The sequence below is a fragment of the Actinomyces sp. 565 genome (assembly GCF_010365615.1).
GTDB lineage: Bacteria > Actinomycetota > Actinomycetes > Actinomycetales > Actinomycetaceae > Actinomyces.
The window spans coordinates 1-10,952 of record NZ_PIZD01000055.1; the positions used below are offsets into that span (position 1 = coordinate 1).

A 10,952-nucleotide genomic window follows, 5' to 3' on the forward strand; every position below is an offset into this window, starting at 1 on the left:
GCCCCGGTGCGGGCTGCGCTCCGGTCGCGGCCGGGGCGGCTTCGGCGGGCGCGGCGGCGTCGGGCCCCTGCGCCTGCGTGAGCTGGGCGGCGGCCTTGGCCGCGTGACGGTCAGGGGCCTGCGCGGCGGCGGCGAAGGTGCCGGTCACGTCCTCACCCAGGACCAGGGCGTCGTCGGACTGCCACAGGGGGCGGCGCGGCTGCTTGATGACCGGGGCGAAGATCTGCTCCAGGTCCTTCTCCAGCAGTGTCTCCTTCTCCAGCAGCTGCGTGGCCAGGTCCTCCAGCACGTGCCGGTTGCGCACCAGGATCTCCCAGGCCTCCCGGTGAGCGGCGTCCATGAGGGCGCGCACCTCGGCGTCGACCGTCGCGGCAACGTCCTCGGAGAAGTCGCGGCTGGTGGCGTTCAGGCCCAGGACCGTCTCATTCTCGGTGGTGCCCAGGCGCACGGCGCCCACGGAGCGGGTCATGCCGTAGTCGGTGACCATCTTGCGGGCGGTGGCGGTGGCCTTCTCAATGTCGTTGGAGGCGCCGGTGGTGGGGTCGCGGAAGACGATCTCCTCCGCGGCGCGCCCGCCCATGGCGTAAACCAGCTGGTCGAGCAGCTCGTTGCGGGTGGTGGAGTACTTGTCGTCCGCGGGCATCACCATGGTGTAGCCCAGGGCCTTGCCGCGCGGCAGAATGGTGACCTTGGTGACCGGGTCGGAGTAGGCGCTGGCCGCCGCGCACAGGGCGTGGCCGGCCTCGTGGTAGGCGGTGACGGCCTTCTCGTGGTCATTCATGACGCGGGTGCGCTTCTGCGGGCCGGCGATGACGCGGTCGATGGCCTCGTCCAGGGCCCGGTTGTCAATCAGCTGGGCGTTGGAGCGGGCCGTGAGCAGCGCCGCCTCGTTGAGGACGTTGGCCAGGTCGGCGCCGGTGAAGCCGGGGGTGCGCTTGGCCACCTGGTCCAGGTCGACGTCGCGGGTCATGGGCTTGCCCTTGGCGTGTACGCGCAGGATGGCGGCGCGGCCGGCCATGTCCGGGGCCTCCACGGAGACCTGCCGGTCGAAGCGGCCCGGGCGCAGCAGGGCCGGGTCGAGGACGTCGGGCCGGTTGGTGGCGGCGATCAGGATGACGTTGGTGGTGGCGTCGAATCCATCCATCTCCACCAGCAGCTGGTTCAGGGTCTGCTCGCGCTCGTCGTGCCCACCGCCCATGCCGGAGCCGCGGTGGCGGCCGACGGCGTCGATCTCGTCCACGAAGATAATCGCGGGTGCATTGGCCTTGGCCTGCTCGAACAGGTCCCGCACGCGGGAGGCACCCACGCCCACGAACATCTCCACGAACTCCGAGCCGGACATGGAGAAGAAGGGCACCCCGGCCTCGCCGGCGACGGCGCGGGCCAGCAGGGTCTTGCCGGTTCCGGGCGGGCCGTACAGCAGCACGCCCTTGGGGATCTTGGCGCCTACGGCCTGGAACTTCTGGGGCTCGGAGAGGAACTCGCGGATCTCCTCCAGCTCCTCGACGGCCTCGTCCTCCCCGGCGACGTCGTCAAAGGTGACATCCGGCATCTCCTTGCTGCCGACCTTCGCCTTGGAGCGGCCGAAGCCCAGGGCCCCGCTGCGGTCCCCGCTCATGCGGCCGATGAGCCACCACATGAAGCCGATGAACACCACCATGGGCAGCACCAGCTGCAGCAGGGATGACCACCAGGTGGTGGTGGGCACCACCGAGTTGTAGCCGCCGGAGGGGTCGGCGGCCTGGACCAGCCGGTTCACCTGCCCGGCCTGGGCCTCGGTGTAGGTGAACTGGACGCGGCGGCCGAGGTCCCGGGCGCTCTCCCCCTCCTGCCGGGGCTGCTTGGTGTAGTCCTGGGTCAGGTCCAGCTCCACGCGCTGGGTGCCGTCGATGACGGTAATGGACTCGATGGTCTCGGGCTGATCCTGCAGAAGGGCGAGGCCCTCCGAGGTGTCGATGGCGCGGTAACCGCTGATGGAGCTCAGCAGGGCCCACCCCAGCACCACCAGCAGCACAAAGGGGGCGATCCAGAGCAGCGGGTTGCCCAGCGCCGCCCGACGCCGCCCGCCATTCTGCCTGGAGCCGCCCTGCTTGGAGCCGCCCTTGTCCCCGCGGCCGCCCTGCTTCGCGGAGCGCTCCGTCACCCGGATCTGACCGGAATCGTTCATCGGCTTTTGGTCCCTTCGCACGTCTATGCGCTCCGACGCTAGCGGAAACCACCGACGCGTTCCGCCCGCTTCCACCCGTGTTCGCGCCGGGCGTGGGCAGGGACCGGTGCGCGGCGCGGGTTCCACGCCGCCTGTGAGTCCGCAATGTGACCAAGTCGAGGACACTGGCGGCGGTAAAGGGTTGGCAAAGCCCCCCTCGAGTCGTCTAACGTGTCGGTTACGTGCTCGGTCGGTCTGGGACCTGAGTCCGGAAGGGCACGTCCCCGATGACTGCGTCGGCCCGGTCCCTGATTCCGGGGAACGGCCCGCACCGCAGTGAAACCCGTTGCCAAGACGCAGGAGACCCTGAATATTGTCGCCGATCAAATCATTGCGCCGATGTGCCCCTACCGCGGTGGGAGCGTCCGCGGCCGCCGCTGCCGCGCTTTCTATCGCCGCCGCCCTGCCAGTGGCCCCGGCCCAAGCCGCCGTTCACTTCGATACCACCTCTGACCTGATGTCCGCCTCCGGGCTGTCTGGGACCGTCTACACCGCGGGTGACGAGTTCGCCGACGACGGCGCGGGCATGAGCTACTCCATCTCCGATACCCTCCCCGACGGCATTGAGGGCAACATCGCCGTCCCCCTGGCGGATGACAGCTACGCGGTGCCGCAGGGGCTGCCCACCGCGCCCACGCGCGCGACCGACTCGGCCGCCGTCGAGGACCTGTTGTCCCGGGCCCAGAGCTTCTACGACGCCGGCAGCCAGCTCATTTGGGACTCCAGCCGCCCCACTCCGCTGACCGGGACGGTTGTCCACTCAAGCACCACCGCCCCCTACGGCGTGACCTGCTCGACCTTCGTCAGCATGGTGCTGCTGGGCTGGGACTACGACCACACCACGTACGTGGCCGATGAGAACACGCAGGTGGGCTACGCCGTCGACTTCGGGGTGGACCCCAGCACCTCCAAGATCTGGCGCGCCAATAACCTGGCCAGCTGGTTCTACGCCCACGGGGACCTGTGGCTGGAGACGGGCGACGCCGGCGACACCTTTGAGCGCGGCGACATCCTGTTCTTCTCCGAGCAGGACCCGGAGGGCCGCATCGACCAGGTGCGCTCCGGCACCGAGGCCACCTACTTCGGCAATGTCTACCACGCCGCCATCTACATGGGCGACGGCATGCTGATCCACTCCACGGGCACCGGCGACGGCGTCAACATCACCACCTTGAACCCGGTGCTCAAGCAGGACCTGTCCTTTGTGGCCCGCCCGAGCTTCACCACCGAGGCCGCCAACACCGGGCAGGCCACGGAAACCAGCACTGGGCAGGGCACGACCGGCGGGACCGGGCAGGGTACGACCGGCGGGACCGATGCCGGCGTCGACGCCCCGAGCGGATCTGCTACCGCCCAAGGCCAGACGACCGAGTCGACCGGCGGGAGCACCACGCCTACCGCAGCCGTCCCCGCACCCACTGCCGCCGGAGGCCAGGACTCCACGCAGGGCGGAACCACCGGCAACACGAACTCGGGCGCCGTCCGGGGGGTTACTCCGGTGCCGCCCAACCGGCACTACTCCCGCCCGATCGAGGATCACCGCACCTGGATGAACCGCTGAGAGGTCGGCACGCCTGCCGGGCTGGGTTGTGCGGCTCGGCTGTGCGGCTGACCCAATGGCCGGCCGCATAGCACACGCGGGAAGCCGCGCAGACAACCGCATATTCACCGTGGGTGGCGGCGAGGCTCCAGGGCTTTGCCGCCACTCACGTGCTTGCGCGCCTTACACGCGTGGGTCACGGTCCGCGCGGTCTCGACCCCACGCACGCAGATGATCCGCGCACCTTACGGGTGTGGTTCACGGGGGCGATTCCCGAGCTCGGGGACGACTCCCCACCGTTGCGCGCGGTGCCGAACCGTCGCGCGGGGCGCACCAGCGCGCACGACCAGCCCGGTCCCCGCGGCGGCCAACAGGGCCATCGCCAACGATTCGCTGGGACGACGATGCCCTGTGCGCCTACCCCGCGCAACACGTATCGAATCGCCGACCCGGAGGCACGAGCCGTCGGGTCAACGCCCGAATCCCCACCGCACCTGACTAACTACCAACCACCACGGTACCCTTTAAACCACCGCCTTGCCCGGCGTGTCTTCACCGTGTCCGGTGAGCCGCAGCCGTGCCTCGTAAATACCAAGGCGCATGCAGAAACACGGCGAGCCACTGATATAGTGGCGTTTTGATGAAAATCACTGCGCAGTCCGGGCTCGCGGCGCCCGAGTACTGGCCGTTCCTCGAAGAGGCACTCCCCAAGCTTGACCGCACATTGGAGACCGGCGATCTCGGGGAGTTCCGCGGCGGCGAACCTTTCATCGGAGCCGTCAATATTCTTGCTGCATGCGCCCAGCGAGGTATCGACCTGAGCGACGAAGCCATGGCCGAGGTCGAGCACGATGCACACGCCTTCGCCGATGACGAGTGGCACACCTACCGTCATTTCTCCGCCAAGGCGCTGGAATACATCGCGATGATCCGCAGTCGCCGCGACGCGGACCCTGCAACCGCCTAGCCTTAGCGCACCCGCCCCGAGGGCGAGCCTGCGAACGCGGCCGAGTGGCCTTCCCCGTAATCCAGCAACACCCCGCCATGGGTTCCGCCCGAACGGGAACATACGGGGTTATTCATGCGGTGCGGGGCATCTATGCGCGCGGCTCGCTGCGGCCGCGGAATCCGCCGGGCACCGGCCGAGGGTGTCAAAATCGATGACAAACGCTGTCGACGACGTCCGCAGCTGCGGACAAATCGTTGGAATCATGCGGCCTCCGAATCGTGACTGGCGCACGCGGAAGGCGTTTGTCATCAATTTTGACACCACCGCACGACGGCCGCCGCGCAGCGCCCCTCCCCGAGTAGCCTGCACGCACCTGAAAGCGCGGTGTGCGACCTGACGTGAGTACGTCCTGTGCCACGACGCTGGCGCGCTTGAGTCTTAATGCACCTTGAGGTGCGAGGTGCTTCCTGACCCCTACCCCTGGAAACCGCGCCGTTTCGCCACTTCCAGGCTCGAGATCGCCACCGACCCCGCAAGCACCCCACGAGACCGACTGGCACCAGGCCAAAACTACCACCTTTCGTTGAAAACAAGCCAAGCGCCACCGACACCCCCAAAGACCCCTCCAGCCACCAACTTTCAACGAAGTCATGCGGAAAAGTCGGGGTCAAAATGTACCTATCTTTGTATCGTAGACCGAATTGTGACCTCAAGGAGCACGTCACACCAAGCCCACACGCCCCAACTGCATCACACGCCATACCCGCAACCGGCCCTCTCGCCACCTCCAGGCCTCCCCGCCGCACCGACGCCACCGAACCCGCCCCAGCGCACCTCCCGCCACCTGCAGCCTCCTCAAACTCCGGGCCACGAATACCATCCGCCATCCAATATCCACCCCACGCAATTGCACCTTCTATTCAGGCACCACGCCTTGCAACACCGCCCCGCCCCTACGCAATCGGTGCCAAGATGTTCCCGGTACGGCAACCTGACTACGGCAACCTGACCGTACCGCCGCAGCACACAGAACCGTCATGTACGCACCGATCCGAGGAGAGGCAGACGCCTAATGCCCAGCACCGTCTTCCTCCGGTTCGACGCCCCCGACTCGTTCTCCCTGACCCCGCGCCGCCTACACGCCGCCTGGGGCCGGGTGCTCGAGCTCCCCGAGGGCATCTCCCCCGAGCGGGCGGCTCGGCTCCCCTCCCTCGCGGCCAGGCCACCGCACAATCTGCACGGCCCCAAGCCCTTCAGCGTCGGCCAGATGACCGAACAGCCCGGCATGATCGGCACGGAACTGCGCCTGCTCGACGACCGCCTGCTGGACAACCTCGACGGCTGGCTGGCCTGGGGCGGCGTCCTCCCCCTCGGCGACGGCACCCAGGAAGGCACGGCACTCATCGTCGCCACCGAGGCACAGATCCTGGAACGCGTCTCCTGGGAGGAACTGGCGGAAGACGACGCCTCCACCACCTGGAACATCATGCTGCTGAGCCCCACCGTGTTCACCTCCCACGGCCGCCACATCCCCGGAGTCACCCCCGCGCAGCTCGCCACGAGCCTGCACGCCCGCTGGCACGCCTGGTCCCCCGAGACTCAGCCGCCGCAGCTCCACCCCGACGAGCTCGGCGTGCTCACCATGCAGGACCACACCGAGTCGGTGCGCGTGAGCCTCGGCATGCCGCGTGCCGACCGCCGCGGACGCCTGACCGCCCGTTCCATCCGCGCCACGGAGGGCTCGCTGCGCATCAGCGGCGTCGCCGGCGCCGCCACCACCCGTGTCTTCTCCCGGCTGATGTCGCTGGCCCGCTTCACCAACGTCGGCTCACACGCCGCCTACGGCATGGGCACGCTCGACGTCGTCGCCGAGCCCTGACCCGCTGGGCCAGCACTACCGCCGCGCGCCTACTGACCCAACGCGCCCGGCGCCCGCACGCCCCGGTCGGCCTCAGCCGCCGTAGACCTCCGGGCGCAGGGTGCCGATGAAGGGCAGGTTGCGGTACTTCTCCGCATAGTCCAGCCCGTAGCCGACCACGAACTCGGTGGGGATGTCGAAGCCGACGTACTTGACGTCCACCTCCACCTTCGCGGCCTCCGGCTTGCGCAGCAGGGTGGCGATCTCCACGCTGGCGGCGCCACGGCTGGACAGGTTCCCCAGCAGCCAGGACAGGGTAAGCCCGGAGTCGATGATGTCCTCCACCACCAGCACGTGCCGGCCGGTCAAGTCCGCGTCCAGGTCCTTCAGGATGCGCACCACCCCGCTGGACTTGGTGCCCGAACCGTAGGAGGACACCGCCATCCAGTCCATCGGCGCCGACCGGTGCAACCGCCGCGACAGGTCCGCCATCACATACACGGCTCCCTTCAGCACGCCCACCAGCAGCAGGTCGCGGCCGGCATAGTCGGCGTCGATCTGGGCGGCCATCTCATCCAGCCGCTGGTTGATCTCCTCCTCGGTGATAAGCACCTGCTGCAGGTCCTGCCCCATGTCCGCGGCATCCATATGTGCGCCTCCTCGTAGTCCGGTGATTCTCCGGCAAGCAACTTGCGGGGGCTGGGGCGGCGTCGGGCTGACGCGCAAGCCTCGGCCTCACCCGCATCTTTTCACACCTCCCCCGCCGACGCCGGGCCGGATGGCCCGGATCCGGCCGCGCACCCCGCCCGGCACTCGCCCACGGGCATCCCACCCCGTCGGCATCCCCGTAGACCGCCCGGCCACGCCGGCCGTCACGGCCGTCACAGCCCCAGCACGGCGACGCTAAAGCCCCATGCGCTCGATCCAGGCCTCGGGGCGGCAGATCTCCTCCGGCCGCGGCAGATTCGCCGGCTCCCGCCACACCACGTTCAGCCCCGCATGCCCCACCCGGCCGACGACGCCGCGCACGAAGGCCGCGCCGTCCACATACTGCGCCTGCTTGGCCTCCACGCCCAGCAGCCGCTCCAGCGCCGTGCCCGCCCCACTCCCGCGGGAGTGCCCCAGCACCGCGCGCAGCCGGTGCACCGAGGGCATACGGCTGGGCTCCACGGCGTCGAGCACTGCCTCGGCATGCCCCTCCAGCAGCGCCATGGTGGCGGCGACAGCGGACAGCCGGGCACGCTCCTGCGCACCCAGCCGATCGGTAAGCAGCGGAGAAGGCTCACCCTCCACCGTGCCCGTGCGCGCCGCCTCACGCACGGCCCGGGCCAGGCGGGCCACGTCGGCCGGCTCGCCTGAGGCCGCAGGCCCCATGAGCGCGGTGGCTACATCTGTCACCTGTGCGGCCAAGTACTCCACCAGCCAGGGGGCGGCCGCCAGCTGGAGGACGTGGGTGGACTCGTGCAGCGCAACCCAGGCGGGCAGGTCCAGCCGGTCCAGGTCCCGCTCCCGCTGAAGGCGGAGCACATTCGGTGCCACCAGCAGCATGCGCGGCGCATTCGACCCCGCGCGCAGTGCGGCCTCCGCCCGCGTTCCCGCGCCCGCGCCCGCCCCGGCTCCCCACGCCCCAGGCAGCACCTGCCCCAGCACGCGGGTGGACACCAGGCCGAGCAGTCCCGCCACTGCAGCAGTCACCGCGGCGCGGCCGGCGGCGCGCGCGGCCGGGTCGAGCGGCCCGAGCTGCGTGGCCGAATCCGGAACCTGCCCCATAAGGGCGCGCAGGGCCTCAGTGTTGGCCCGCTGCAGCCCGACGCGGTCCACCACCAGCACCGTGGTGGTATCCGCGGCCTGCCGGGCCGCCCGGTTTAGCCCGGTGATCTGCGCGGCCCACGGCAGAGCGTCCTGCGCGCTGCGGCGCAGCAGCGCGACGGCACTGCGGCGAGTCGCCCCGGGCGCGTGCGGCCCCGCGGGAGTAGCCACCCGGGCCAGCCGCAGCGCGCCCTCCCAGTCGACGCCGTCCGCGGCACTGCGAGGGGCCCCGGCCCCACTCCCGCGCGCGCCACTGCGAGCGCCCCCGGAGCCGGCATGCCCTCGCCCGGCCCCGCGCAGAGCAGTCCCGAGAACCGGCCCGCCGCGCGTCACGCTCACCCGTTCAGCCCCCGCACCCGCAGGCCGCCAGCGGGGTGAGCAAGGCGTCGTCAATGGCCAGCCGGGCCGAGTACAGCCCGCCCTCCTCAAAGCCGTCCACGATCACGCTGAAGGCCAGCAGGCGCCCGTCGGCGGTGACCACCGTGCCGGTCAGGGACGCGACCGTGTCCAGGGAGCCGGTCTTGGCGCGTACGGCGCCCGCGCCGGCAGTACCCACGTACCGGTCATCCAGCGTCCCGTCCAGGCCGCCTACCGGCAGGGCGGCGATGAGGCTGCGCCCGGCGGTGCCGGCGTCGTCGGCCGCCGCCCGGGCGATGATCTGGGCCAGTAGCCGTGCGGGCACCTGATTGCCCAGAGCCAGCCCGCAGGAGTCGAGCATGGTCACTCCGGAGGTGTCAAAGCCATCTGCCTGCAGCTGCCCCAGCACGGCCCGGGTGGCGCCGGCGAAACTGGCCTCCTCACCGGCGGCAAGGGCGACCAGTCTGCCCTCCACCTCGGTCATGGTGTTGTCGGAGGCCTTCAGGGAGACGGACAGGATGTCCGCCAGCGGCGCGGACTCCACGGCCGCCAGCTCGGTGGCCTCCGCACCCGCCGCCGACCGGCTGACTGCCCCCGTAACCTCGATGCCGGCGCCCCGCAGGTGATCGGCGAAGACCCCGGCGGCATCCAGGGCGGGGTCGGCCGGGTACCCTCCGGAGGGGTATGCGGTCACGTCCAGCATCAGCGGCTGGATCGGCGCCACCCAGGACTCGTTGCCCGAGGCCCAGGCGTCATTCCAGGTGGGCCCGGTGAACAGCGTGTCATCCAGGGCCACGCTCACGCTGGTGACGCCCTGCTCCTTGAGCTGCGCGGCGGCCTGGCGGGCCAGGTCGCCCAGGCCGGCCCGGCCGACGGCGGCGTCGGGATCGCCGGCGTCCTCGGCCAGCAGGACGTCCCCGCCACCCACGAGGGTGACGGTGCTGCCGTCCAGGACTGCGGTGGTTCGCAGGGTGTGGTCGGCGCCCATCAGGGACAGGGCGGCCCAGGCCACCGGGACCTTGTTGGAGGATGCCGGCGTCAAAGGTGCGCCGGCACCGTGGTCCACCAGCTCCCGGCCGCTGGCCACGTCCACGATTGACACCCCCGTGGTGGCCTTCCCGACGCGCTCGTCCCCGGCCAGCGCATTGGCCAGGGCGGCCAGCTCGCCGGCGTCGGGAACGGGCGCGTCCGCGGCCAGGCCGGGGGCGGCGTCGGGCTCCCTGGCGGCGGCGGAGGCGGTGGGGAAGGGCTGGACCGCGTAGTCGGCGGGCGAGGCGGTCAGCACGCCGGGCACCAGGTCGAGGGCGTCGGCCAGGCCGTAGTAGGCGCCGACGACGACGAGCGTGGCGGCCGTCAGGGCTACGATTTGGGCCTTGTGCACGACTCCTCCGATGATCTGGCGGGCGTATGGGTTGCTGTGGGCGGTGTTGTAGGCGGTGCCTGTGCGGCGCGCCGCGGACGCAAAGCGGGCCCGCTCCGGGGCCGGCCGCATGGCTTTGCCCTCCGGATGCGCCGTCGTAGTCCACACTAGTGCTATCGGACCGGCCCTTCCGGCGCGACGCCGTCCCCGTCGTGTCGCGGGCCGGCCGGCGGCCCGAGCGCTCGGGGCACCCAGACAAGCAGGCAACGCAAGATACGGAGACAGCCGTGGAATTCGACGTGACGATTGAGATCCCCAAGGGTAACCGCAACAAGTACGAGCTCGACCACACCACCGGGCGCATCAAGCTGGACCGGATGCTGTTCACCTCCACCCGCTACCCGGACGACTACGGGTTCATCGACAACACCCTGGGCGAGGACGGGGACCCGCTTGACGCGCTGGTTCTGCTGGAGGAGCCCACCTTCCCCGGCTGCCTCATCCGCTGCCGCGCCCTGGGCATGTTCCGCATGCGCGACGAGAAGGGCGGGGATGACAAGGTCCTGTGCGTGCCCGCAAGCGACCAGCGCGCCTCCTGGCGCACCGACATCGAGGATGTCTCCGAGTTCCACCGCCTGGAGATCCAGCACTTCTTCGAGGTGTACAAGGACCTCGAGCCCGGCAAGAGCGTGGAGGGCGCCCACTGGGTCGGCCGCGAGGAGGCGGAGGCGGAGATCCGCCTGTCCTACGAGCGCGAGGCCGCCCGCATCGCCCGCGAGGGGCACTGAGCGAACGCGAGCGGGCGCGGCACCGGGGCCGCGCCCGCTCGGCCTGCCCAGCCGGGTCGGCGCTCAGCTGCGCCGCCGCACGGCC

The 10,952-nt window shown here is 70.5% G+C and carries 8 protein-coding genes; 4 read left to right on the top strand and 4 right to left on the bottom strand.

The features are described 5' to 3' along the window. The coding region (ftsH, locus tag GZ997_RS08800; protein ID WP_162679625.1) for an ATP-dependent zinc metalloprotease FtsH at positions 1 to 2,167 on the bottom strand (2,167 nt) is incomplete at its 3' end. Between the two features lie 394 nt (positions 2,168 to 2,561). Between ftsH and GZ997_RS08805 the strand changes: the two genes are divergently transcribed. The 3 genes from GZ997_RS08805 to cas6 all read left to right on the top strand — a co-directional run bounded on the left by GZ997_RS08805 (position 2,562) and on the right by cas6 (position 6,574). Next, entirely contained in the window at positions 2,562 to 3,767 is a 1,206-nt protein-coding gene (locus GZ997_RS08805; protein WP_162679626.1) for a C40 family peptidase, read from the top strand. Positions 3,768 to 4,383: 616 nt separating this feature from the next. Then, entirely contained in the window at positions 4,384 to 4,713 is a 330-nt protein-coding gene (locus tag GZ997_RS08810) for a hypothetical protein (RefSeq protein WP_162679627.1), read from the top strand. A gap of 1,054 nt (positions 4,714 to 5,767) precedes the next feature. Beyond that, the gene (gene cas6 / locus GZ997_RS08815) at positions 5,768 to 6,574 is read left to right on the top strand and encodes a CRISPR system precrRNA processing endoribonuclease RAMP protein Cas6 (RefSeq protein WP_162679628.1); all 807 of its coding nucleotides are present in this window, start codon (positions 5,768 to 5,770) and stop codon (positions 6,572 to 6,574) included. A 72-nt stretch (positions 6,575 to 6,646) separates the two neighbouring features. Here cas6 and hpt read toward each other — a convergent pair whose 3' ends face one another. The 3 genes from hpt to dacB all read right to left on the bottom strand — a co-directional run bounded on the left by hpt (position 6,647) and on the right by dacB (position 10,211). Then, positions 6,647 to 7,201: a hypoxanthine phosphoribosyltransferase gene (gene hpt, locus GZ997_RS08820; protein ID WP_161924897.1), complete on the bottom strand. Its 555-nt coding sequence runs from the start codon at positions 7,199 to 7,201 to the stop codon at positions 6,647 to 6,649. Between the two features lie 255 nt (positions 7,202 to 7,456). Continuing rightward, positions 7,457 to 8,662 carry a zinc-dependent metalloprotease gene (locus GZ997_RS08825; protein WP_162679629.1) on the bottom strand — a complete coding sequence of 402 codons (1,206 nt, stop codon included), beginning with the start codon at positions 8,660 to 8,662 and terminating at the stop codon, positions 7,457 to 7,459. A gap of 43 nt (positions 8,663 to 8,705) precedes the next feature. Continuing rightward, the gene (dacB, locus tag GZ997_RS08830) at positions 8,706 to 10,211 is read right to left on the bottom strand and encodes a D-alanyl-D-alanine carboxypeptidase/D-alanyl-D-alanine-endopeptidase (RefSeq protein ID WP_203234147.1); all 1,506 of its coding nucleotides are present in this window, start codon (positions 10,209 to 10,211) and stop codon (positions 8,706 to 8,708) included. Between the two features lie 155 nt (positions 10,212 to 10,366). On the opposite strand from dacB, the gene GZ997_RS08835 reads away from it, so the two are divergent. Then, the gene (locus tag GZ997_RS08835; RefSeq protein ID WP_161924898.1) at positions 10,367 to 10,867 is read left to right on the top strand and encodes an inorganic diphosphatase; all 501 of its coding nucleotides are present in this window, start codon (positions 10,367 to 10,369) and stop codon (positions 10,865 to 10,867) included. The last annotated feature ends 85 nt before the right edge of the window (positions 10,868 to 10,952 follow it).

What these genes read in the sequence shown, in the direction of transcription:
- cas6 (WP_162679628.1), top strand. Translation starts at nt 5,768, where the DNA reads ATGCCCAGCACCGTCTTCCTCCGGTTCGACGCCCCCGACTCGTTCTCC.
- hpt (WP_161924897.1), bottom strand. Translation starts at nt 7,201, where the DNA reads ATGGATGCCGCGGACATGGGGCAGGACCTGCAGCAGGTGCTTATCACC.
- dacB (WP_203234147.1), bottom strand. Translation starts at nt 10,211, where the DNA reads ATGCGGCCGGCCCCGGAGCGGGCCCGCTTTGCGTCCGCGGCGCGCCGC.